The 22,636-nt window shown below is 71.7% G+C and carries 24 protein-coding genes, 1 tRNA gene and 1 pseudogene; 17 read left to right on the top strand and 9 right to left on the bottom strand.

The features are described 5' to 3' along the window. Positions 1 to 21 precede the first annotated feature (21 nt). Positions 22 to 1,107, bottom strand: coding sequence for a 3-deoxy-7-phosphoheptulonate synthase (locus E1166_RS19305; RefSeq protein WP_132340734.1), 1,086 nt, complete (start codon positions 1,105 to 1,107; stop codon positions 22 to 24). Positions 1,108 to 1,416: 309 nt separating this feature from the next. Between E1166_RS19305 and E1166_RS19300 the strand changes: the two genes are divergently transcribed. Then, the gene (locus E1166_RS19300) at positions 1,417 to 2,568 is read left to right on the top strand and encodes an alkaline phosphatase PhoX (protein WP_132269711.1); all 1,152 of its coding nucleotides are present in this window, start codon (positions 1,417 to 1,419) and stop codon (positions 2,566 to 2,568) included. Between the two features lie 26 nt (positions 2,569 to 2,594). Next, complete coding sequence (locus E1166_RS19295) at positions 2,595 to 2,810, top strand: hypothetical protein (protein WP_207914358.1); 216 nt, start codon at positions 2,595 to 2,597, stop codon at positions 2,808 to 2,810. Here E1166_RS19295 and E1166_RS19290 read toward each other — a convergent pair. Further along, entirely contained in the window at positions 2,807 to 3,559 is a 753-nt protein-coding gene (locus tag E1166_RS19290; RefSeq protein WP_132340732.1) for a phosphodiesterase, read from the bottom strand. The genes E1166_RS19295 and E1166_RS19290 overlap by 4 nt on opposite strands. A 99-nt stretch (positions 3,560 to 3,658) precedes the next feature. Here E1166_RS19290 and E1166_RS19285 point away from each other — a divergent pair, with 99 nt between their 5' ends. The 7 genes from E1166_RS19285 (at position 3,659) to E1166_RS19255 (ending at position 11,295) form a co-directional block, all read left to right on the top strand. After that, entirely contained in the window at positions 3,659 to 4,954 is a 1,296-nt protein-coding gene (locus E1166_RS19285; RefSeq protein ID WP_132340730.1) for a pitrilysin family protein, read from the top strand. After that, positions 4,951 to 6,297 (top strand): pitrilysin family protein, encoded by a 1,347-nt coding sequence (locus E1166_RS19280; RefSeq protein ID WP_132340728.1) that lies wholly within the window; start codon positions 4,951 to 4,953, stop codon positions 6,295 to 6,297. The genes E1166_RS19285 and E1166_RS19280 overlap by 4 nt, the downstream gene beginning before the upstream one ends. A gap of 84 nt (positions 6,298 to 6,381) precedes the next feature. Next, positions 6,382 to 7,407, top strand: a complete 1,026-nt coding sequence (locus E1166_RS19275) for an aspartate-semialdehyde dehydrogenase (RefSeq protein WP_132340726.1) — start codon at positions 6,382 to 6,384, stop codon at positions 7,405 to 7,407. Positions 7,408 to 7,479: 72 nt separating this feature from the next. Beyond that, positions 7,480 to 7,896, top strand: coding sequence for a CBS domain-containing protein (locus tag E1166_RS19270; protein ID WP_132269700.1), 417 nt, complete (start codon positions 7,480 to 7,482; stop codon positions 7,894 to 7,896). Between the two features lie 182 nt (positions 7,897 to 8,078). Continuing rightward, the gene (locus E1166_RS19265; RefSeq protein ID WP_132340724.1) at positions 8,079 to 8,447 is read left to right on the top strand and encodes an SCP2 sterol-binding domain-containing protein; all 369 of its coding nucleotides are present in this window, start codon (positions 8,079 to 8,081) and stop codon (positions 8,445 to 8,447) included. Next, positions 8,447 to 10,522, top strand: a complete 2,076-nt coding sequence (locus tag E1166_RS19260) for a glycogen debranching N-terminal domain-containing protein (RefSeq protein WP_132340722.1) — start codon at positions 8,447 to 8,449, stop codon at positions 10,520 to 10,522. Before E1166_RS19265 ends, E1166_RS19260 begins: the two co-directional genes overlap by 1 nt. Positions 10,523 to 10,545: 23 nt before the next feature. After that, entirely contained in the window at positions 10,546 to 11,295 is a 750-nt protein-coding gene (locus E1166_RS19255; protein WP_132269693.1) for a lysophospholipid acyltransferase family protein, read from the top strand. A 481-nt stretch (positions 11,296 to 11,776) separates the two neighbouring features. Here the strand turns inward: E1166_RS19255 and E1166_RS19250 are convergent, their stop codons facing one another. Further along, the gene (locus E1166_RS19250; protein WP_132340720.1) at positions 11,777 to 12,319 is read right to left on the bottom strand and encodes a DUF4240 domain-containing protein; all 543 of its coding nucleotides are present in this window, start codon (positions 12,317 to 12,319) and stop codon (positions 11,777 to 11,779) included. A gap of 139 nt (positions 12,320 to 12,458) precedes the next feature. On the opposite strand from E1166_RS19250, the gene E1166_RS19245 reads away from it, so the two are divergent. After that, positions 12,459 to 13,226 (top strand): HAD family hydrolase, encoded by a 768-nt coding sequence (locus E1166_RS19245; protein WP_132340718.1) that lies wholly within the window; start codon positions 12,459 to 12,461, stop codon positions 13,224 to 13,226. Between the two features lie 7 nt (positions 13,227 to 13,233). On the opposite strand, the gene E1166_RS19240 is transcribed toward E1166_RS19245, so the two are convergent. Together E1166_RS19240 and E1166_RS19235 are read right to left on the bottom strand one after the other, a co-directional pair. Continuing rightward, on the bottom strand, positions 13,234 to 13,941 hold the full coding sequence (locus E1166_RS19240; protein WP_243710434.1) for an NIPSNAP family protein: 708 nt from the start codon (positions 13,939 to 13,941) through the stop codon (positions 13,234 to 13,236). Positions 13,942 to 14,047: 106 nt separating this feature from the next. Further along, complete coding sequence (locus E1166_RS19235) at positions 14,048 to 14,476, bottom strand: Rrf2 family transcriptional regulator (protein ID WP_132340714.1); 429 nt, start codon at positions 14,474 to 14,476, stop codon at positions 14,048 to 14,050. 127 nt (positions 14,477 to 14,603) lie between these two features. Here E1166_RS19235 and E1166_RS19230 point away from each other — a divergent pair, with 127 nt between their 5' ends. The 3 genes from E1166_RS19230 (at position 14,604) to E1166_RS19220 (ending at position 17,303) form a co-directional block, all read left to right on the top strand. Further along, positions 14,604 to 15,656, top strand: coding sequence for an RICIN domain-containing protein (locus E1166_RS19230; RefSeq protein ID WP_207914356.1), 1,053 nt, complete (start codon positions 14,604 to 14,606; stop codon positions 15,654 to 15,656). A 338-nt stretch (positions 15,657 to 15,994) separates the two neighbouring features. Continuing rightward, entirely contained in the window at positions 15,995 to 16,471 is a 477-nt protein-coding gene (locus E1166_RS19225; protein ID WP_132340710.1) for a hypothetical protein, read from the top strand. Between the two features lie 109 nt (positions 16,472 to 16,580). Continuing rightward, positions 16,581 to 17,303 (top strand): tyrosine-type recombinase/integrase, encoded by a 723-nt coding sequence (locus tag E1166_RS19220; RefSeq protein WP_132340708.1) that lies wholly within the window; start codon positions 16,581 to 16,583, stop codon positions 17,301 to 17,303. An 80-nt stretch (positions 17,304 to 17,383) separates the two neighbouring features. Here E1166_RS19220 and E1166_RS19215 read toward each other — a convergent pair. Further along, positions 17,384 to 17,459 (bottom strand) — tRNA-Arg (locus tag E1166_RS19215). A gap of 136 nt (positions 17,460 to 17,595) precedes the next feature. Between E1166_RS19215 and E1166_RS19210 the strand changes: the two genes are divergently transcribed. Next, positions 17,596 to 18,273 carry a hypothetical protein gene (locus E1166_RS19210; protein ID WP_132340706.1) on the top strand — a complete coding sequence of 226 codons (678 nt, stop codon included), beginning with the start codon at positions 17,596 to 17,598 and terminating at the stop codon, positions 18,271 to 18,273. 1 nt (position 18,274) lies between these two features. Here E1166_RS19210 and E1166_RS19205 read toward each other — a convergent pair whose 3' ends face one another. The 3 genes from E1166_RS19205 to E1166_RS31055 all read right to left on the bottom strand — a co-directional run bounded on the left by E1166_RS19205 (position 18,275) and on the right by E1166_RS31055 (position 20,319). Further along, entirely contained in the window at positions 18,275 to 19,321 is a 1,047-nt protein-coding gene (locus tag E1166_RS19205) for an alpha/beta hydrolase (protein WP_132340704.1), read from the bottom strand. 146 nt (positions 19,322 to 19,467) lie between these two features. Continuing rightward, entirely contained in the window at positions 19,468 to 19,911 is a 444-nt protein-coding gene (locus E1166_RS19200; RefSeq protein WP_243710433.1) for an HPF/RaiA family ribosome-associated protein, read from the bottom strand. A gap of 255 nt (positions 19,912 to 20,166) precedes the next feature. Then, positions 20,167 to 20,319: a hypothetical protein gene (locus tag E1166_RS31055; RefSeq protein WP_165944379.1), complete on the bottom strand. Its 153-nt coding sequence runs from the start codon at positions 20,317 to 20,319 to the stop codon at positions 20,167 to 20,169. A 75-nt stretch (positions 20,320 to 20,394) separates the two neighbouring features. Here E1166_RS31055 and E1166_RS19195 point away from each other — a divergent pair, with 75 nt between their 5' ends. The 3 genes and pseudogenes from E1166_RS19195 to ssb all read left to right on the top strand — a co-directional run. Next, positions 20,395 to 20,805 carry an amidase domain-containing protein gene (locus E1166_RS19195; RefSeq protein WP_165944378.1) on the top strand — a complete coding sequence of 137 codons (411 nt, stop codon included), beginning with the start codon at positions 20,395 to 20,397 and terminating at the stop codon, positions 20,803 to 20,805. Positions 20,806 to 20,939: 134 nt separating this feature from the next. Beyond that, positions 20,940 to 21,368: a hypothetical protein gene (locus tag E1166_RS19185; protein WP_207914354.1), complete on the top strand. Its 429-nt coding sequence runs from the start codon at positions 20,940 to 20,942 to the stop codon at positions 21,366 to 21,368. Between the two features lie 402 nt (positions 21,369 to 21,770). Continuing rightward, positions 21,771 to 22,214, top strand: a pseudogene (gene ssb, locus E1166_RS32740) (single-stranded DNA-binding protein); the annotation flags it as partial. Positions 22,215 to 22,636: the final 422 nt, after the last annotated feature.

The raw sequence follows: 22,636 nt of genomic DNA, 5'->3' as shown, positions 1-22,636 counted from the left end.
GATCGGGGGCGGCTGGCTGGCTCAGGCGGGGGTGTGCAGGGTGGCGCGGCGGGCACGGACGGCCTGGGCGAGGTGGCCGAGGACCTCGTCGGTGGTGTCCCAGCCAATGCAGGCGTCGGTGATCGAACGCCCGTAGGTCAGCTCGCGGGTCGGGTCCAGGTCCTGCCGGCCGTCGAGCAGGAAGCTCTCCAGCATGATCCCCACGACGCCGCGCTGACCGGTGGCGAGCTGCGCCGCCACGTCCGCGACGACCTTCGGCTGGTTGCGGTGGTCCTTGCCGCTGTTGGCGTGGCTGGCGTCGACGACCACCCGCTCGGGCAGCCCGGCGGCCCGCAGCAGGCCCAGCGCGCCGGCGACCGACTCGGCGTCGTAGTTCGGGCCGTCGTTGCCGCCGCGCAGCACCAGGTGCCCGTCGGCGTTGCCCCGGGTGTGCATGATCGCCGGGGTGCCGGACACGTCGATGCCGGGGAACACGTGCGGCACGCCCGCCGCCCGGATCGCGTCGACCGCCGTGGAGATGCTGCCGTCCGGGCGGTTCTTCATGCCGATCGGCATGGACAGGCCGGAGGCGAGCTGCCGGTGCACCTGGCTCTCCACGGTCCGCGCGCCGATCGCCCCCCAGGCGACGGTGTCGGCGATGTACTGCGGGGTGATCGGGTCGAGGAACTCGCAGCCGACCGGCAGGCCGAGGCGCAGCACGTCGAGCAGGAGCGCCCGGGCGACGCGCAGCCCGCGGTTGACGTCGCCCGAGCCGTCCAACGCCGGGTCGTTGATCAGGCCCTTCCAGCCCACCGTGGAGCGCGGCTTCTCGAAGTAGACCCGCATCACCACCAGCAGGTCCTCGGCGTACCGGTCGGCGGCCTCGCGCAACCGGTGGGCGTAGTCCAGGGCCGCGGCGGGGTCGTGCACCGAGCAGGGGCCGACCACCACCAGCAGCCGGTCGTCGGCGCGGTCCAGCACCTGGCCGACCGCGCGCCGCCCGGCCAGCACGGCCGAGGTGAGCGGGGCGTCCAGGGGCAGTTCGTGCAGGAGCAGAGCGGGGGTGGTCAACGGCACGACGCGGTCGATCCGTTGGTCGATGACCGCGCCGGTCTCCGGGGTCGTCACGGTGGGATTCCTTCCGCCGACCGTGCCCGGGGCCGGTACCCGGGTGGAGCCGGCTGCTCGTACGCAAAAGGGCAGGAACTTCAGCTCCTGCCCGGCCGGCTCGAACTCAGGTGACGTCAGCTCATGGTGAGGTCACCGGCGTCGGAGCCGGCTGCCTAAACCATCGATACGAGCACGTCACGTCGACCAGCGTACCCGACCGGTCGGGGAAGGCTCACCGGGCTGTCCGGAAAGCCTCGCCTGGAGTTTACCCGCGTCGATGCCCTCGTCGGTAACTTCGTCGGCACCTACAGCAATCTGGGAGGTCTGATGGACCGTCGTACCGTCCTGCGCGCCACCGTCGCCGGTGGTGCCGCCGCCTTCGCCGGCAGTCTGTGGTCCGGCGTGGCGTCGGCCGCCCCGGCCCAGCCCGGCCCGAGCCCGTACGGGCCGCTCGGCGCCGCCGACGCCAACGGCCTCCTGTTGCCCGCCGGCTTCACCAGCCGGGTGATCGCCCGCTCCCGGCAGGTCGTGCCCGGCACCTCGTACAGCTGGCACGACGCCCCCGACGGCGGCGCCTGCTTCACCGCCGGCACCGGCTGGATCTACGTCTCCAACTCGGAGATCACCCCGGGCGGTGGGGCCTCGGCGATCCGCTTCCACGCCGACGGGACGATCGCCTCGGCGTACCGGATCCTGTCGAACACCAACCAGAACTGTGCCGGCGGCGCCACCCCGTGGGGCACCTGGCTCTCCTGCGAGGAGGTCAGCCGCGGCTTCGTCTACGAGACCTACCCGCAGGGCGGCACCAACGCGGTGCAGCGCCCGGCGCTGGGGCGGTTCAAACACGAGGCGGCGGCGGCCGACCCGCACCGCAAGGTCATCTACCTCACCGAGGACGAGAGCAACGGCTGCTTCTACCGGTTCACCCCGACCGTCTGGGGCGACCTGTCGAGCGGAACGCTGGAGGTGCTGGTCGCCGGGACCGCCACCAGCGGACCGGTGACCTGGGCGCCGGTGCCCGACCCGGACGGCTCTCCGACCGCCACCCGCGGCCAGGTCTCCGGGGCGAAGAGGTTCAACGGCGGCGAGGGCTGCTGGTACGCCGACGGCACGTGCTGGTTCACCACCAAGGGCGACAACCGGGTCTGGGCGTACGACGCGGTCAACCAGCGGATCGACCTGGCGTACGACGACTCGCTGGTCTCCGGCACCGCCCCACTGACCGGGGTGGACAACATCACCGGCACCGGCTCGGGGGACCTCTACGTCGCCGAGGACGGCGGCAACATGGAAATCAACCTGATCACGCCGGCCGGGGTGGTCGCGCCGTTCGTGCGGATCAGCGGGCAGAGCAGTTCGGAGATCTGCGGCCCGGCGTTCTCCCCGGACGGCAGCCGGCTCTACTTCTCGTCCCAGCGCGGCACCTCGGGCTTCTCCTCCGGCGGCATCACCTACGAGGTGCGCGGCCCGTTCCGCTGACCGGACACCGGGGTAACACCATCGACATGACCCACGAGCAGAGCGACCAGGAACGGATGGAGTCCCGCGCCCACCTGCTGCCGGAGGAGGCGGCGGTCGGCAGCGACGACCCGCAGGCACAGGCCGAGGCGATCCTCACCGAGTCCGACATCCGCGAGGCGGACCAGAACGCCGCCCCCGACACGGTGCTGGAGCACCGCACCTCCGATCAGACGGTGGCGGTGAGCGAACCTCCGGACTAGGACAGCGGGCGACGCGGTGGTCGCCCCGGCGGTGGCCACCGCGTCGACGCACCCCGTGCCCGGCGGGACCCGGCGTAGGTCTGCTCGCGCAGCCAGGCGACCGGACCCGCCGCCCGCAGGCCCGGTGGCAGGTTGCCCACCGGGTCGAAGGCGATCGCCGCGTCCGTCCGGGCGTCCAGCGGGTCGCCCAGGGTCACCTGCCCGAACGGCCGCCACGGCCCGGTGGCGGACGCCGTCGCGAGCACCAGCCGCGGTGCTCCCGCCCGGGCCGCCGCGGCCACCTCGCCGAGGTTCCGGCCCAGGTCAACCGAGTCCGGGTCGGCCAGCGCCGCCAGCCAGAGTCGCCGCCGTCCCACCCGGTACGGCATGATCGTGCTGTACGTCCCGGCGAAGCGGCGGCGGGGCAGCGGCAGGTGGCGCAGCACCGGCGCGGCACCGCTGGAGCTGACCAGCAGGTCGAACGGGCGACCCGGTGGCCGGTGCAGCCGCACGGCCAGCCCCAGCACGTCCGGCCATGCGCCGGGGGTCGGCACCCCCTGCGACAGCCGCGCCGTGGCCCGGTAGCGGCCGGGGTCGTCCAGCAACCGGACCCCGGTGGGGCGGTCCGGCGTACCCCAGATCGTCACCTCGGCGGTGAAGGTGCGGCCGACCGGATGCAGCAGGCGGGCCTTGCGCCAGCCGGCCAGGACGGCGGCGGCCCCGGCGACGGCGGTCCCGGCGACGGCGAGCGTGGTAGAGCGGTTGCGCATACCCCTGCGGTACCCCGCGCCGGCCGGTCGATGCCATCGGCACAGGCACGCCCGTCCCGGGAGTCCCGTTCCGCCCCGGAGATCGGATAGCGTCGGGGCATGCCCGACAGCGGTTACCCCTGGCCCATCGAGACGACCCGACTGGACAACGGCCTGCGTGTGGTGGTGAGCGAGGACCGCACCGCGCCGGCGGTGGCGGTCAACCTCTGGTACGACGTGGGCTCCCGGCACGAGCCGGCGGGGCAGACCGGCTTCGCCCACCTCTTCGAACACCTGATGTTCGAAGGCTCACTCAACGTGGCCAAGACCGAGCACATGAAGCTGATCCAGGGGGCCGGCGGGTCGCTCAACGCCACCACCAACCCGGACCGCACCAACTACTTCGAGACCGTGCCGGCCGAGCAGCTGGAGTTGGCGCTCTGGCTGGAGGCCGACCGGATGGGCGGACTGGTCCCGGCGCTGACCCAGGAGACGCTGGACAACCAGCGCGACGTGGTGAAGAACGAGCGCCGGCAGCGGTACGAGAACGTCCCCTACGGCGACGCCTGGCTGCGGCTGCTGCCGCTGCTCTACCCGCCGGGGCACCCGTACCACCACGCGACGATCGGTTCGATGGCCGACCTGAACGCCGCCGACCTGGCCACCTTCCAGGAGTTCCACGCCCGGTACTACGCCCCGAACAACGCGGTGCTCACCGTCGTCGGCGACGCCTCCGCCGCCGAGGTGTTCGCGCTGGCCGAGAAGTACTTCGGCGCGATCCCCGCGCGGGCGGACATCCCCGCCGCCCCGGACGGCCGTGACGTCGCGACCACCGGGCGGGCCGCCGTCGAGACCGTCACCGCGGACGTGCCCGCCCCCCGCGTGTACGTCGCGCACCGCACCCACCCGTTCGGCACCCCCGGGTACGACGTGACCACCGTGCTCGCCGCCGTGCTCGGCAGCGGCCGGGGCAGCCGCCTGTACCAGCGGCTCGCCGACGGGGAACGGATCGCCCAGCCGGACACCGTCGGGGCGTACGGGGTGGACCTGGCACACGCACCGGCGCCGCTGATCGTCACCGCCACCGCCCGCCCCGGGGTCACCGCCGAGCGACTGGCCGCCGGAGTCGCCGAGGTGGTCGACGAACTGGCCACCGTCCCGGTGACCCACGCCGAGCTGGACCGGGCCAAGGCACTGCTGAGCACCGCCTGGTGGCGACAGATGTCCACCGTGGACGGCCGTGCCGACACCCTCGGCCGGTACGCCACCCAGTTCGGCGATCCGGCGAAGGCGGCCGAGCGGCTGCCCGCCTGGCTCACGGTGACCGCCGAGCAGATCGCCGAGACGGCCGCCGAGGTGCTCGGCGCCGCCGACCGGGTGACCCTGACCTACGTGCCCGAGGAGAAGCCCTCATGACGCTGATCGCCGCCCGTCCCGGCACGGGGGTCGCCCGCCCGTACCGGTTCCCCACGGTGGTCCGGCGCGACGTCGCCGGCGGCCGGGTCGTCGCCGCTCACCTGCCGGGGCAGAACCTCGCGGTGGCGGTGTTGCTGCTCGACGCCGGAGCCGGTCGGGAACCAGTCGGCAAGGAAGGGCTCGCCGGGGTGCTCGCCAAGGCCCTGGAGGAGGGCACCGCGCAACGGGACGCCACCGCGTTCGCCCTTGCCGTGGAGGGGCTCGGCACCGAGCTGGTCACCGGCATGGACTGGGACTCGTTCCAGGTCAGCGTCCAGGTGCCGGTGGAGCGGCTGGGCGCCGCCGTCGAGTTGCTGGCCGAGGCGGTCCGCACCCCCCGGCTGGAACCGGAGGACGTACGTCGGGTCCGTGACGACGAGGCGAACGCGCTGCGGATGGACTGGGCGAACCCGGGTCCGCGCGCCGACGCGGTGCTCCGCGCCGACCTGTTCGGGCACGACAACCGCTGGGGCCGGCCGATGTACGGCGACCCGGAGTCGGTGGCCGCCCTCGACGTCGAGGACGTCACCGTCTTCCACTCCGAGTGGTTCATCCGCCCCGGCACCCTGGTCGTCGCCGGTGACCTGGACCGGCTCGACCTGGACGCGCTCGGCGCGGCGGCGTTCGCCGGCACCGGCGGCGGCCCGGCGGATCGGGGCGGTCCGATCGACGTGTCGCCACGCCCCGGCCGGCGGATCATCCTCGTGGACCGGCCCGGCTCGGTGCAGTCCACGCTGCGACTCGGGCACCCGTCGCCGCACCGCGCCCACCCCGACCACGTGCCCATGACGTTGGCCGGCACGGTGCTGGGCGGGGCGTTCACCTCCCGACTCAACCATCTGATCCGGGAGGTGCGGGGCTACACGTACGGCATCCGGGGCGACTTCGCCTCGTCCCGCCGGTTCGGTCGGTTCGCGGTCGCCTCCGGCGTGCAGACCGCGGTGACCGCCCCGGCTCTGGTCGAGGCGGTGGGGGAGATCACCCGTACCCAGTTGACCGGGGTGACGGAGGACGAGCTGGCGGTGGCCCGTTCGTGGCGGGCCGGTCAGCTCTCGGTCGAGTTGCAGAGCCCCCGGGCGATCGCCTCGGCGCTGACCACCCTGGTGGTGCACGACCTGCCCGACGACTACCACGCCCGGTTGCGCGAGTCGCTGCTCGCCGCCGATGTGGCGCAGGTCTCCGCCGCAGCCGCCGCGCACCTGCATCCCGAGGCGCTCACCCTCGTGGTCGAGGGCGACGCGGCCCTGATCCGGGACGATCTCGTCGCCACCGGCCTGGGCGAGGTCACCGACCATCAGGTGTGATTCCGGTCGCGTCACCGGCGGCGCCGGCCCGGGCGGTGGGAAAGGATTCCCATCCGGCCGGGCCGCGTGGGTAGCCTCGCGGGCATGAGGATCGGCATTGTGGGGGCCACCGGCCAGGTCGGTGGCGTGATGCGGCAGGTGCTGGCGGAGCGTGACTTCCCGGCGGAGCAGGTGCGGTTGTTCGCCTCCGCCCGGTCGGCCGGGCGTGCCCTGCCCTGGCGCGACGGCGAGGTGATTGTCGAGGACGCGGCGACCGCCGACTACTCGGGGCTGGACATCGTGCTCTTCTCGGCGGGCAAGGGCACCGCGAAGGAGCTGGCCCCCCGGGTGGCCGCCGCCGGCGCCGTGGTGATCGACAACTCCTCGGCGTTCCGGATGGACCCGGCGGTGCCACTGGTCGTCGCCGAGGTCAACCCGCACGCCATCACCGACCGCCCGAAGGGCATCGTCGCCAACCCGAACTGCACCACCATGGCCGCGATGCCGGTGCTGCGTCCGCTGCACGAGGAGGCGGGGCTGGCCGCCCTCGTCGTCTCGACGTACCAGGCGGTCTCCGGGGCCGGCCTGGCCGGCGTGGCCGAGCTGGACGAGCAGGTCCGCAAGGTCGCCGAGGACGCCGCCGGGCTCGCCTTCGACGGCTCGGCCGTGGAGTTCCCCGCCCCGCGGTCGTTCGCCCGGCCGATCGCCTTCAACGTGCTGCCGTTGGCCGGCTCCATCGTCGACGACGGCTCCGCCGAGACCGACGAGGAGCAGAAGCTCCGCAACGAGAGCCGCAAGATCCTGGAGATCCCCGACCTCAGGGTTTCCGGCACCTGCGTGCGGGTACCGGTCTTCACCGGCCACTCGCTCCAGATCAACGCCCGCTTCACCCGGGCGATCACCCCTCAACGGGCCCGCGAACTGCTCGACGGCGCTGCGGGTGTGGCCCTGTCGGACGTACCGACCCCGCTTCAGGCCGCCGGCCAGGACCCGACCTACGTGGGCCGGATCCGGGCCGACGAGACCGTCGAGCACGGGTTGGCGATCTTCTGCTCCAACGACAACCTGCGCAAGGGTGCCGCGTTGAACGCGGTGCAGCTCGCCGAGCTGGTCGCCGCCGAACGCGGCTGAAGCCGCGGCGGGCGGGTTACCGGTCCGGTGACGCCGGGTAGTCGGGCGTGCCGACACCGAGAGGGGAGCACCATGACAACGGTCGGAGAGTTCATGACGACCCGGTTGGTGACCATGGACGCGAACGACACGCTCACCGCGGCGGCGCAGGAGATGCGCGATAGCGCGATCGGGGACGTGGTGGTGACGGCGGGTGACGACGTGGTCGGCATCGTGACGGACCGGGACATCACCGTCCGCGCCGTGGCGGAGAACAAGGATCCGAACACCACCCGCCTGAAGGAGATCAGCAGCCGGGATCTGGTGACGGTCAGCCAGTACGACGACGCCGTCGCCGCCGCCGACCTGATGCGCACGTACGCCGTCCGGCGGCTGCCGGTGATCGACGACGGCCGGCTGGTCGGCCTGATCTCGATGGGTGACCTGGCGGTCGAGCGGGAGCCGCAGTCCGTGCTCGCCGACATCAGTGCCGACGACCCGAACAACTGACCGCCCACCGCGGGCGATGCGACGCCGGTCCCTTCCCGGGGCCGGCGTCGCCGTTTCCGCACCGGCTCGCGTGCCGGTTGCGGGGCCTCACCCGATCCGGGCGAGGTTGACCCGGCTGTCGGTGGGCACCCCGCCGGAGTACTTCGCCATGCCGTGGCACGACGGGAAGAGAGGGCCCGACGGTGGACGCGACCACGCGGTTCTTCGAGGATCTGGACCGGCGGGGATACGATCCCGCGCTGGCCAAGGCTTCCGGCAAGTTGCGCTTCGACCTGCAGCAGGGGGCGCAGACCACCCACTGGCTACTCGAGATCGACCGGGGGAACCTGCGGGTCACCCAGGACGACCGGGAGGCCGACACGGTCATCGGCACCAGCCCGGAGACCTTCGAGGAGATCGCCGCCGGCCGGGGCAACGGGATGGCGGCGCTGCTGCGCGGGGACATGACGGTGACGGGCGACCCACGGCTCGTGGCGCAGGTGGAACGGATCTTCCCCGGCCCGGCGGAATCGACCGGGCCGCGCCGGCTCTTCCGCAGGGAGGTGCGCTGATGGCGTCGAGCAACACGATCCGGATCCTGGACGGCAACACCTTCGTGGTGTCGCAGGACACCGGCGACATCGAGGCGACCCCGAGCGAGCCGACCGGCCTGTTCTCCATCGACACCCGGTTTTTGTCCGAGTGGATCCTCACCGTCAACGGGGAACGCCTCAACGCGCTCTCCTACGACGACCTCCAGTACTACGAGGCCCGCTTCTTCCTGGTGCCCGGGATGGCCACCCACTACATCGACGCCAAACTGTCGATCATCCGCGAGCGCGCGGTCGGCGGCAGCTTCCGGGAGCAGGTGACCATCCTCAACCACGACGAGAAGCCCGTGGACCTGGAGATCCGGATGGAGGCCGGCTCGGACTTCGCCGACCTGTTCGAGGTCAAGGACGAGATCGTCAACAAGAAGGGCGAGACCTACGCCGAGCCCGAAGAGGACCGGCTCCGGCTGGGGTACCGGCGTGGCAACTTCGTCCGGGAAACCATCATCTCGTCGTCCGAGCCGGCCCGGTACGACCGCAACGGCTTCGCGTACTCCGTGCACCTGGAGGCGAACGAGCAGTGGGAGACCTCGATCGACGTGCACACCGTCGCGCTCGGCCCGGGCGGGCGCGACCTGCGGATGGGCCTGCAGGCGCACGGCACCGAGCGGCTCGCCCTCGAGCACGACCTACAGGAGTGGATCGCCAGGGCGCCGAAGGTGAACAGCGAACACGAGGACCTGGCCGCCACGTACCGGCGTAGCCTGGTCGACCTCGCCGCGCTGCGCTTCTCGCCGCTCTCCCTGCGCGGCCAGGCCCTGCCCGCCGCGGGCCTGCCCTGGTTCATGACGATGTTCGGCCGGGACAGCATCCTGACCTGTCTGCAGGTGCTGCCCTTCGCGCCCGAGCTGTCGAAGACCACGCTGCGTATCCTCGCCGCCCTCCAGGGCACCCGGTTCGACGACTTCCGGGACGAGGATCCGGGCCGGATCCTGCACGAGATGCGCTACGGCGAGACGGCCGCGTTCGAGGAGCAGCCGCACTCGCCGTACTACGGCTCCGTCGACGCCACCCCGCTGTTCGTGGTCCTGCTCGACGAGTACGAGCGGTGGAGCGGGGATGTCGCACTGGTCAGGGAGTTGGAACCGGAGTGCCGGCGCGCGCTCAGGTGGATCGACGACTACGCCGACCTGGTTGGCAACGGCTACATCTGGTACGAGCGGCGCAATGCCGACACCGGCCTGGAGAACCAGTGCTGGAAGGACTCCTGGGACTCGATTTCGTACTCCGACGGCACGCTGCCGCCGTTTCCCCGGGCCACCTGCGAGGTGCAGGGGTACGCGTACGACGCGAAGCTGCGCGCCGCCCGAATGGCCCGGGAGTTCTGGGGCGACCCGGCGTACGCCGACCAACTGGAGCGGGAGGCCGCGCAGCTGAAGGAGCGGTTCAACCGGGACTGGTGGGTGGCTGACGGTGAGTTCTACGCCCTCGGCCTGGACCCCGACGGCCGGCAGTGCGACGTGCTCAGCTCGAACATGGGGCACCTGCTGTGGAGCGGCATCGTCGACCACGACCGGGCCGAGAGGGTGGCCGAGCATCTGGTCTCCGACCGGCTCTTCACCGGGTGGGGGGTGCGCACCCTCGCCGCGGGGGAGGTGCGGTACAACCCGATCGGCTACCACAACGGCACGATCTGGCCGTTCGACAACTCCTTCATCGCCTGGGGGCTGCGCCGGTACGGCTTCGCCGAGGAGGCCGGCACCATCGCCAGCGGCATCCTGGACGCCGCCCGATACTTCGACGGCCGGCTGCCGGAGGCGTTCGGCGGTTATCCCCGGGAGCAGACCAAGTTCCCGGTCGAGTACCCGACCGCGTGCAGCCCGCAGGCATGGTCGACGGGTGCCCCACTGCTGCTGATCCGGACGATGCTGGGCCTGGAGCCGCACGAGGGGCACCTGGCGGTGGATCCGGTGCTGCCGGTGGGCATGGGGCGGATCGAGGTGCTGGACATTCCCGGCCGGTGGGGTCGGGTCGACGCCTTCGCCCGGGGCCGGCTCGAACTGCACCACACCCGCTCGGCCCCTACGGCGGCGTAACCTACGCGCGGTAAAGTTGCCGGATGCCGGAACTCGTGTATCCGCCCGTGATCGCCGCCGCCAAGACGATGTTCCGGGTCCTCGACCTGCGACTGACCGTCGAGGGCAGCCACCACGTCCCACGCTCCGGCGGGGCCGTCCTGGCCAGCAACCATGTCAGTTACCTGGACTTCATCTTCTGCGGCTACGGTGCCCAGGAGTCGGGCCGCCTGGTTCGGTTCATGGCCAAGCACGAGGTCTTCGCGCACAAGGTCTCCGGTCCCCTGATGCGCGGCATGAAGCACATCCCGGTGAACCGGTCGGCGGGCGCCGGGTCGTACAACACGGCGGTGGGGGCGCTGCGCCGGGGAGAGGTGGTCGGCGTCTTCCCCGAGGCGACGATCAGCCGGTCGTTCACGGTCAAGGACCTCAAGAGCGGGGCTGCCCGGATGGCGCAGGACGCGGCGGTGCCGCTGCTGCCGGTGGCGCTCTGGGGCACCCAGCGGCTGTGGACCAAGGGTCGCCCGAAGAACCTCACCCGCCGGCACACCCCGATCACCATCCTCCTCGGCGAGCCGATGGACCCGGCCGCCTACCCGGACGCCAACGCCATGACGGCCGAGTTGAAGAGCCGATTGTCCGCGCTGGTGGACCGGGCCCAGCAGGAATACCCGGAGAAGCCCGCCGGCCCGGAGGACGCCTGGTGGCAGCCGGCCCACCTGGGCGGCACGGCGCCCACCCCGGCGGAGGCGGTCGAGCTGGACCGGCGCGGCCGACGCCCCGCCACCTCCTGATCTCGCCGGGGCCGGATCACGGGACGGGCCGGCGTGGTCGTGCGCGGTCGCGGCGGCCGACGCTTGCGGCCGGGCTCGTGTGACATTTCCCAGGGTGGCGACGCTGGAGACACCGAAAGGCGCTGGGCGGGAACCCTCCCCCTCCGCCCGCCCGGCGCCGGCCGGCCGCGTCGCGCGGACGACGACACCCCCCGGGTCGTTCCCGCGACGCGGGTCGGCGGCGGTGCCCGGCCCGGGGCACCGCGGGGGCGGCGGCCGCTCCCCACGGCCGCCGCCCCGCCCGCCAGGGTTACCCGTCGCCGGGTCGGTCCGTCCGCCGGTCCGTCCGCCTCCACGTGCCGCAAACTGCCGTATCCCCGCGATGGATGGCACAACATGCCGCATTCGGCGTGGGCCTGCCGGACCACGTCGAGGGAGCGCTCGACGGCAGCGCGTGGCGGGACGCGCGGCAACGCCCCTGAGAGCACTCATGACAGCGGCGTCAGTCCTCGGGCGGCCAGCCGGTGGGGTTGCTGACCGACTCTCGGGAGATCCCCGATCCGGTGTCGGACCAGTCACCGAATCGTTCGGCGTGCAGGTGGGCGAAGAAATAGCACATCTGCTCGCAGTCGGCGTCGACCACCGCCATCGTCGGGTCGGCGCGGACCGCCTCGTAGAACTCGCGGCCCAGCGCGACGATCCATCCCCGCGCGTAGAGAAAGCCGTCGTCGGAGCCGTCGGTGACCGCTTGCACGTCCCGCCGGTCGATGTCGTACAGCTTGCGTTCGACCACCCGGTCCAGATCGGTCAGCTCCGGGCCGGACAGGTCGGCGCAGAGCGCGCGGAGGTTGGCGAGGAACGGAGCCAGCCAGGCGTCCAAGGCGTACGGGTCGAGGTCGTCAGCGTCGGAGTCGCGGGTCGCCAGGGCCCGGCGCAGCGCCGCCGGCTCCGGGCCGAGCGGCGCCCAGGCGGTCTCCACCAGCGCCCAGAAGCGGGCCTCGTCGTCAACAGTGGGCACCCGTGCGGTACCGGCAGTGTCGGTCACGGGGAGAGGGTAGCGAGCCCGACCGACAGGACCAGCTGGCTGTTCTCACCGCGAACGCCGCCGGACGATGGTTCCGCCCGGCGGGACGCCGTCGGGCCGACCTCTGCCGTTGTCACCCCGGATGCGGGAGGATGGCGTAATGCTCCGACCGCCTGGCGCGCTTCTGCTGGACTTCGGTGGCGTCCTGGCCGACGCCCCGCCGCAACCACCGGCGCCGCCGGATCTGGTGCGCCGACTGTCCGAACTGGTCGCCGGTGCGGTCCCGGCCGAGCGGATCGCCGCGGACCTCGAGGCGGGGGACCGGGCGTACGCCCGCTGGCGCGACGCCGAGGGCAGGTCGGCCGAGCCCGTCGAGCTGTCACACGCCCAGGTGTGGGCGGAGTTCGTGACCCGAAACTGGCCCCGGGACGCCCGGGAGGCGGTGGAGCGGGAGGCGACGCCGCTGGCGTACGCCTGGAACTGGCGTGCCGGGTGGGCGGTGCGGCCGGGGGTCTCCGCGGCTCTGCACGCTGCCGCCGAGGTGGGCCTGCCGATGGCGGTGGTCAGCAACGCGCTCTGCGGTGCGGCGCACCGCGATTTCCTCGCCGCCGCCGGCCTGTCCGGCCTGTTCGCCGCCGAGTTCTACAGCGACGAAGCCGGCCTGCGCAAACCCAATCCGAGGTTGGCGTTGCTGGCGGCTGACGCCATCGGCGTGCCGATCGACCGGTGCTGGTTCGTCGGCGACAGCCTCCACCGTGACATCGCCTGCGCCCGCCGGGCCGGAGCGCAGGCGGCGATCCTGATGCGCTCCCCGCGTACCGACCGGGAGTCCGCCCACGCCGAGGCGGAACCGGACGCGCGAATCGAGGACGGTCACGGCCTGCTGGCCCTGCTCCGGCAGAGCTGGGGCACCGCCGACCGACCGTGACAGCCGCTCACCGCAGCAGCGACCGCTCGGTGGGGGCGAGGCGCAGTCGTTGTGACGTCCCAACCCAGCGGGACAGGGCGGGCAGCACCTCCTCGGACCAGCGTTCCGAATGGTGCAGGCGCTCCAGGTACTCATCGGACCGACCTTCGCCGGCGAACCGCGCGAACCACACGAAGACCTCCTCGCCGGTTCGTACCGGCAGCGCCGGGAAGGTGTTCGCGGAATGGTCCGAATGTAGATACGCCAGCGGCTCACCGCCGCTCTCGGCGAGTAGCGGCCGGACCCGCCGCTCAAAGAACTCGACGAACGCGGTATCGAAGGGGCCGACACCGTGCCAGATCGTGGCGAGTACGAGCGACGGTGCCGACCCCGGCGAGTCGAGGGCTGGCCGGGCGGCGACCGGCGCCGGGAACCCGCCCCGCGCCGAGGCTGGCCGCAGCAGCAGGACATCGTCAGAGTCGACCATTGTCGCGTTCGCCTCGTCGCGATGCGCCTGCCAGACCGGTCCGCCGTAAAAGCTCGCCAGCGCCTCCGCGCGGCGCGGCATGTCGTCGAAACCCCGGAGCCACACGAACCGGTCGGGGTCGTCGAGGTCGCGGAACTGCCCCAGGACGGTCATGCCTGCCGCCTCCTGGGGCTCGACGAACTCCCGGTCGAACAGGTCGATCAGCACGTCGCGCTGCCCCGGATGCAGGGTGTACTGCCGTAGTTCCACCACCGGACACCGTACGGTTCCCACAGATGCTCCTCGCTGTATGGTGTAACAATTCTAGTTACAGTAATGGCCGCAGTGCGGTGGTGTCAGCCACCGCACCGCACAACTACCGCATCAAGCTCTCGCGAAGCACGTCGGCAATGGACGTGGTCGCCAGTTCCTGCTGCATGGCCTGCTCGACCCGGACGTAGACCGCGCTCAGGGCGGGCCGGATGCCCCGGCCGACCGGACACTTCAGGTTGGGCTCGGTGTGGTGCAGACCGAACGGCGGCTCCGCTGCTACCGCGTCGTACACCTGGCGCAGGGTGATCTCCTCGGGCGGGCGGGCCAGGCTCCAGCCGGCGCCGGCACCGTGGCGAACCGTTACCAGCCCGGCTCGCCGCAGGTCTCCGAGGCTACGTCGGATGATCACGGGGTTGGTGTTGACGCTGGCGGCGACCTGGTCCGAGGTCAGCACCTCCTGACCACGTCGCTGCGCCAGCGCGAGCCACGCCAGTGCGTGCGTCGCGATGGTCAACCGACTGTTCGCCGCCATCACCCCTCCTTGTCGTGACATCTTGTGTTACAGCCGGAGGATGGTCAAGACCCTGGCGCGGGATGCGGGTCGAGCTGCCGACCGAGTTCGACCGACCGGTGGTGGTGTCCGACTCGTCCCGCAGCTCATGAGCGAGGCGGCACTCGCATCCATCCCCATGCGGGAGCGCGCCGATCCTGCTCCGCCGGGCGGCCCGAACCACGACGGGGGCGGGCACTGCACCGACGGCAACGAGACCCTGTGCCAGGTCAACGCCCCGACCGCCTGTCCCGACCCGCTGGCGGTGCGGCTGCTGGACTGCAACGGTGACGACTACTTCGCGGTCAGCCCGCAAGGCCCCTACCTGCCGAGCCACTTCGACGCCGCCCTGCACAGCCTGTACCTGCAGCACGGCGCTTCCGTGCCGGCGATGACCACCATCCCACCGTTGGCGCCGCAGAACCTGCGCGCCACCGACGTGGAGGGCACCTCGATCGCGTTTTCGTTCGAGCCGAGCATCGCACCGGAGGGCGGTAGCTTCATCGAAGAGTTCGAGCTGCTGCGCAACGGCGCGGTCGTCGCGACGGCCCCCGCATGGCGGCCCACCGTACAAGTGACCGGGCTCACTCCGGGCACCGCCGGCACCTACACCGTCCGGCACCGGGTGACCATCGGCGGCGTCGTCCGTACCTCGGCAGAGTCCCAGCCGCTGACCGTCACCACGGGCACCGGCACCGCACCGGCCGGCGAGGCCGAGTCGGGCGCGGTGCTGATGCTCACCAACGACCTGGTGGACAACGGCGCCAACATGGCCATGGACCTGTACGACTTCCGGGAGTACGACGGTGCCAACCTCGTCAACTGGCCCGGCAACGGCAGGGCCAACCAGCAGTGGCGGCTGTACTCGACCGCCGGTGGTGTCTACCTGCTGATGAGCCAGCACAGTCTCAAGTGCATCACCGTCGCCGGTGGCGCCGCGGTGGCGGGAGCGCTCGTGGTGCGGCAGACCTGCAACGGCGCGCAGCAGTCCCAGCAGTGGACGTTCGCGGTTCAGTCCGGCGTGACGTACCAGATCAGGCCGGCCGGATCGGCCAGCCTGTGCGTGCAGTCCAACGGCACCTGGGCCGGCGCCCAGCTGGCACTGGGTAGCTGCTCGACCACCGACCCGTCGCAGCGCTGGACAGCCAACCGGGTCGCCTGACCACCACCGGCGATGGCACGCCGCAGGCCGGACGGAACTCCGGCCTGCGGCGGTGTGGGACTCCCGCATCCGCGTCGATGGGCGCTTGGTCGTCCGTGATCACCGCCTCCTCATCGAAGCCCAGGCTCGCTGAGTCTCGATCCACCCACGCGAGCCGGTCAGATTCGGGAAGTGCCTGTACGCCCGGCAGGCTTCGAACCTGCGGCCTTGGGATTAGAAGAAGATCAGGGATGGCCGGTCGGGCAGCTGTGTTCCTGGTCAGCCCGTCCGTCATTGTCGGGCAGCGTCGCCATTCGCAGGCAGGCTTGGCTGTATGGATGGCTGTACAGTTCCCGCGCATGAGCAACACCAACTCGCAAGACGTGCCGGGCGGATTTGGTCCAGCAACCTCTGCGACGTTAGGTCTGGCTACCCGGTTGGCGCACGAGCTGGTTGGCGCAGCAGAGGTGAAGATTGAGAACCCCCAATGGGGCTTGTCTGTGTCGATCACGCCGACGAATCCCTACGCTCGCGCCTTCGGTTGGGCCGACTTCGGCGACGAGATCGTCCTACAGGTTGGCGAGTACGGCGGCAGATGGGAACTTCGCCCGGTGTCCGAGGACCTGGCCTTCCTCGATGACATGGCTCGTTCGGTCGTTGCGGGACGCGTCCGTGAGGTTCTTGCGCGGAAACGCTCCCTCATCGAGGTGGTGATGCCCGATGGGTCGGTCGAGACCCATACCGGATATGAGGGCCTAGCTGGCTGCCTTCCGCTGCCCGCCTGGCGTCGCCGGTCCCGCAGCGTTCAATACGCGCCGTACAGTTCATCCCCTTGAGGCTGTCGCCTCGCGCCTTACCTAATGCCCATTTCCGCCGTGAGCCCGCACACCGTGGAACGGGCCGGGGCGCCAGGTCTGTTCGGCTTCGCCCGGACTCACGGTAGAGGTGGGCGGCCCCATCTCTGTCGAAGATCCCCGCCGGAGGCATCGGTTCTGGTTACCTGGCGCAGTCTGCAACATCGGCCGGCGCGCCGGCCGATGTCGGCGCTTGCGCCGCCAGCAGGCCGAGCGCGGCCCGCTTGCGGGCCGCCATGATGCGCTGCGGGGTCATCGCCTGCAAGCGTTGTACGTCTGTGCCCTGACGGTCGGGCTCCGTCGTGGGAAACTACTCGGGCTCGCCTGGTCGGACATCGACTTCGACACCGGCACCCTGACTGTTCGGCAAACGTCCAGCGTGCCGAGGGCAGGTTGCAGATCGTGGCACCCAAGACGGAGCGGTCCCGGCGGGCTGTTCCGGTGCCGGCGCAGACTCTCGTCCTCCTTCCGCGCGCACCGTCGGCAGCAAGCCGCGGACCGGTTGGCGGCGGGGGAGCGGTGGCAGGATCACGGCCTGGTCTTCGCGTCCAAGGTCGGAACGCCGGTGGACCCGGACCACATCGACCGGACATGGCACAAGATCCGGGCGTCAGCCGGCCTCGACTGGTTGCGTCTGCACGACCTGCGGCACGCCTGCGCGACGTTCCTGCTCGTCTCCGGTGCCTCGCCCCGGACGGTGATGAAAGGTGCTGGGCACAGGCAGATCGGGCTGGCGATGAACACCCACGCGCACGGCCTGCCGGCGATCGAGCGGGAGGCCGTGGCCGACGCCGCCAAGCACCTCTTCGGGTGACTCGGCTGTACGAATGGCTGTACGGGAGCCGTGATGATCTCTAGGACCGGGAGCGGAAAGCCGCTGACCTGCGGTAATGGTGGTGCGCCCGGCAGGATTCGAACCTGCGGCCTTGGGATTAGAAGTCCCCTGCTCTATCCGCTGAGCTACGGGCGCGCAACATGCATGTCGCGCCAAGAGGGTACCGCCGCCCTCCGAGCCCGCGCGGGAATGGGTGGTGGTCGGCGTCGCGCGCCACCGTCGTCGCGGTCACCAGCCCTGCGAGCCGAATGCACCCCGTACCCTCGGGGCCGTGCTGCTGGAACCGGACGCCGAGAACGAGGTCGCCTACGAGTTGTGTCAGCTTCTCGGGCGGGCGATCCTGCCGCTGCGGCCGACCGGGGACGGCCCACCCGGCACGGCGTTCTTCTTCCAGCATCCGACCGGGGAGTTCCTGCTCACCGCCGACGCCCTGACGTACCCGCAGGCCGTCGAGGTCGGTCTGCGGCCGAGCGTGACCGAGCCGCCCGGGGTGGCCGCTGACGCGCTGCTGCTGCCGGCCGGGGGGTGGGCGCACCGGCCCGGCACCGGGGTGGCGGCGCTGCCCACCGGCGGGCTGCACGAGCGGGCGGCGACCGAGGGCTGGCGCTGGCGTACCCAACCGGTGCCGGCCGTGGTCGCGGCCGACGCCGGCGACGTGGCCCGGATCGGCGCGGAGCCCGTTTCGGCCGTGCTGCTGGCGCTTGGAGTCCGCGATGACGGATCCCGGCCGCTGGAGGTGGCGGTCGAGCGGGCGGTCCGCGCGGGCGACGGGCTGCGCCTGACCGGTGCGCTGCCGCCCGGGTACGTCGGGGCACCGGTCTTCGCGGTCCGACCCGACGCCGCCGGAGAGGTGGGGCTGCGCTGCCTGGGTGTGGTGCTGCCCGGCGAGGACGGGCATCCGCTGGCCACCTTCGACCAGATCGTGGCGGAGCTGCCGGCGAGGGACTGACTCAGCCGGCCGGGGCCCGCTCGCCTTCGTCGGCCGGCGACCGGCCGCCCGGCAGCACGATCCGGGTCGGGGCGGGGTCGGCGGGGCCGGCCTCCGTCGGACCCGCGCCGAGAAACGCCTCGGCCCACCGCCCGACCTCGGCGAAGACCTTCTCGCGTACGGCAGGGCCGGAGAGTGTCAGGTCGTGCATGCCGCCGTCGAAACGGGCCAGGGTGACGTGCCGGCCGAGTCGGGGCGCCCAGCGGACCATGTGTTCCACGTCCAGCACGGCGTCGGCCAGCATCGCCGACTCCTGCCAGCGGAGACCTTTGAAGCTGCGGGTCGAGCAGGCCAGCAGCACCGGCACCGGAATGTCCAGCCCGGCCCGCAGCTGCCGCTGGGCGGTTCGGATCGCGTTCAACCAGCCGAGCCGTACCGGGAACCCGCCGAGCGGCTTCCAGGCCAGGTCGTACGTCCAGGTGCCCCGATGCGCGGCGTGCAGGCTCTCGCCGTACACCGTTCGCAGGCCCAGGGGGAGGACCCGGTGCGGTGCGCGGCGGCCCAGCCGGCAGGCGGCGGCCGCGAGGGGGCGGCGGAGCAGCCAGGGGACGTTGAGGTCGAAGAAGGGACTGTTGAGGACCAGCCCGTCGACCAGCCCGGCGTCGCGTCGGGCGTGTGCCCAGAGCGAGACGATCAGCCCGCCGGTGGAGTGGCCCATGACCAGCAGCGTGTCGTGGCCGTCGTCCGCCCGGACGATCTTCGCGGCGGCGTCCAGCTCCGGGAAGTAGTCGCTCAGGTCGCGGCAGAAGTTCGGGGTCTGGTGCGGCAACAGGCTGCGGCCGTACTTGCGCAGGTCGAGGGCGTAGAAGTCCCAGCCGCGCGCGGCGAAGAAGTCAGCCACGTGGGTCTGGAAGAAGTAGTCGACGTACCCGTGCACGTAGAGCACCGCCCGGCCGGTGGGGCGTTCGGCGCGGCGTCGCACCAGGGTGGCGACCACCGCGCCCTCGTCGTCGGTGCCCAGGTCGATTGTCTGCCGCTCGTACGGCGGCCCCAGCACGTCCTGTTCCACTCAGCCGACGGTACGCCCGCAAGCTACTCGGCGGTAGCCCAGGTCCGACCCGCCCGGACCGTCGCGCCGACCCCCGTTCATCCCTTGACGCCCCTGACGGCTGGGCATGTCGGTCGCCGGGCGAGCGGGGGCCGGGGACGGACCGGTCAGGCCGTCTCGGCGTCGATCCGGGTGGGCTCGGTGTCGGCGGCGGCCTGGGACAGATCGGCCTCGGCGGCCTGCTCCGGCACGGTCCGGCCCATCTCCCGGACGTGCTTGTTGTTGCGGGGCTCCTGCCGGGTCTTGGTGTCGTTCAGCCGGCGGCGCAGGTCGTCACGGACGTCGTTGAGCGCCGCGCGGAGATCCTCCTCACCGGAGGTGGTGACGATCTTCTGCCAGCCGGCGATCCAGCACTCCAGGGTGACCTTCTGCCCGCGCGTCTCCCGGTCCTTCACCGACACCTCCAACTCGGTGGCGTCGGCGTGGAACGTGGCCAGTCGCGCGTCCAGGGTCGCGAACTGCGCCACGATCCAGTCGCGGTCGCTCTGGGAGAAGCCGGCGCCGACGCGCAGGCACTCGGCGACGGTCGCCGGGTTCGTCGCCGCGCTCATCGCCGTCCCTCCCGCCGGTCACGGACGGAGCCGGTGGTACGCGGGTCGAGAGTCATCGTCGCTGACCTTTCTCATCGGATCCGGCACCTGGGGCACCCGATCGACGTGCCGTGCCGTGCCGGCCGGGTCGGGATCGACCGGCCAGCTCTGGTTGATCAACTCCTTACCCCGTCGGCGTCCACCTCACTCCGGCGACCGTACGTCGATTCCTGCCGCCGGCAGTACCGTCGCCGGGTCCGGTCGGCCCCGGCCCTGTCAGGTTTCGCCGAATTCGCTGCGCTGCAGGCCGGCCAGCGCGTTGCCGATCACGAGTGATGTGACCGGAAACCGTGCCTCTCGAACGCAATTGAGGAGATCGGCAACCAGGTGTGTCTCGGCTTTGGCGGCCGGCGAACTGATCCTTGTCACGGCCGGAGCGGTGGTGAATGCACCCGCCGTCGGTGCCGCTGTCGGCTCGGCCGGAGAAGATCGGGGCGTCGGCAGTTGACGGAGGACCGGCAGCTCGAACCCGCCGGCCTGCTGCCGCTGTGGCAGGCCGAGTCGGTGGTCCACCGCGACGCGGGCAAGGCGGACGCCCCGCCGCCGATCCCGCCGGCGGCGCAGACCCCGGCCGCGATCCCGGGCTACCGCTCGTTCAACGACGTCGGTGGGGACCGCGGGAACTTCGCCAGCCAGGCGTTGCGGGCAGGTGGGTGGGGCGATGATCTCGGTTGGTACCGCAGTGCCGAAAGCTGGTGGTACAACTCGTCGAACGAGACCTGGTCATGGATCAACGTCAACTACTGGGCGAGCTTCGCCTACACTCACAGCCGTCGCGTAAACCAGCCTCGGCAACGTCTGGAACATGGGCATCGGCGACGTACTGCAGGTCGACGGCACCAGGGACGGCAGTAAGGATCACACGATGATGGTGTCGTACGTCAGCGGCGGAACAGCGTACCTGACGTACCACACGAGCAATCGGTACCGCCGGTCCATGAACCAGGTGTTGGCTGACTGGGGCAACGCGAACTACTAGCGGGACGTACATGACACGAAGTGTTGGCCGGACGGTGGCGAGGATCCTTGCGTTGGCTCTCCTCGCCGCCGTCTTCGGCGGGTGCAGCGATCCGGACGAGTCGTCGAGTCCGGACCCGGCGACCCTTCGCGGCTACGCGGAGGAGTACGTGTCGCTGCTACAGGCGAAGGACGAACCGGGGCTGCGCCAGCACCTGGGTAACGAAGCCCATCGGGGGGACGCGGCCAAGCGGCTCGCGGCGTACGGAGGCGCGGGCTGGGTGCTGTCCGACGTGTCGTGGACCTCGCTGGCTCCGCGGGTCTACGCGCTGTCGATGGTGGTCAGCGGCCCGGCCGACCGCACGACCTGGCGCTACAACGTGGAGTGGACCGGCGAACGCTGGATTATGGCGCCGCTCGGCAGTCCGCCCACCGGAGCCGCCACCACCCGTCCGGAGTGAGGAAGCGGTCGACGTTGGCCATCGCCACACCGAGGTGCAGGCAGGGGTGGAAGGCGGCCTGTCATCGTCGACGGTGTCGGCATGCCCCAGCGCGCCCATCGGTCTCGACCGGCTGACGCGACGATCCTGAGGGCCCGACCGGGTCGAGGGTCATGCAGGCAAGGCACCGCAGCGCCGCGATACGCGCGCCGGTAGCCAGCTCCGCGCGTGCCCGGCCTCCTGCTGCCTGCACCGCCGACGTCGACGCCGGCTAGCACACCGGGCACTTGATCAGGTTCTTGTCCACAGGCGGTCCGGTTGTCCACAGCTTCGCCGTCGGCCCCTACGCGGCCCGGGCGGTCCCGTCAGGCTGGCTTCCGAGTCGACTCGCCACGGCAGGCCCTGAACCCCTGGGAGGGGACGATGTTCGATACCTACGTCACAATCGTCGGCAATGTGCTGACCGCACCCGAGTGGCGTCGTACGACGCAGAGCAACACCCTGGTCGCCAACTTCAAGGTCGCCTCGACCGCCCGCCGCCTGGACAGGGACAGCGGCCGGTGGGTGGACGGCAACAGCCTGCGCGTCCGGGTCAACTGCTGGCGCAAGCTCGCCGAGGGAGTGGCCGCCTCGGTGATGGTCGGTGACCCGGTGGTGGTGGCGGGCCGCCTCTACACCCGCGACTGGACCGACGAGGCCGGCAACCACCGCACCCTCTACGAGTTGGAGGCGGTCGCGGTCGGGCACGACCTGTCCCGGGGGCGGGCCCGCTTCCTGCGCAACCGGCCGGCCATGGCGACCAGCAGCGTCGAGAACGACGAGGCTGTCGCCCGGGTGCACGGCGAGCCGACCGAGCCGGTGCCGCCCGGGCAGGCCCCGACCTCCCTGGGGGACCGGCCGGTCGAGGAGGACTTCGACTTCTCCGGGTTTCCCACGCCCCGCTCGGGCTATCAGCCGGCCAGCCTGCGGCTGCCGGGCGGTGGCTCCGAACTGGCCGATGGTGACCGTGAGCTGTCGGGTGGCGGCGAGCTGGCCGGCCGGGGTGACGGTCCGTTGGCCGGTGAGCTCGGGATGCACGTCGGTGATCTGCCCCGACGCGTCCCGGGAGCGGTCAGGCCGGACCTGTCCGGAGCTGGCGTCGAGGAGCCGTCCGGTGCCGAGGGCGAGCGTTTCGGCGACGACGAACTCGCCCCGGAGCCGGGTGGCGAGCCGGACGACGACGAGACCGGCGGTGGGGTCGGCGAGCTGGATCCGGTGCCGGATGAGAACTCCGTCACTTCGCCCGGGCG

It is taken from the genome of Micromonospora sp. KC213 (assembly GCF_004348325.1).
Taxonomy (GTDB): domain Bacteria; phylum Actinomycetota; class Actinomycetes; order Mycobacteriales; family Micromonosporaceae; genus Micromonospora.
The sequence above is the reverse complement of the archived record's forward strand: the minus strand, read 5'-3'. Positions and strand labels throughout refer to the sequence as shown.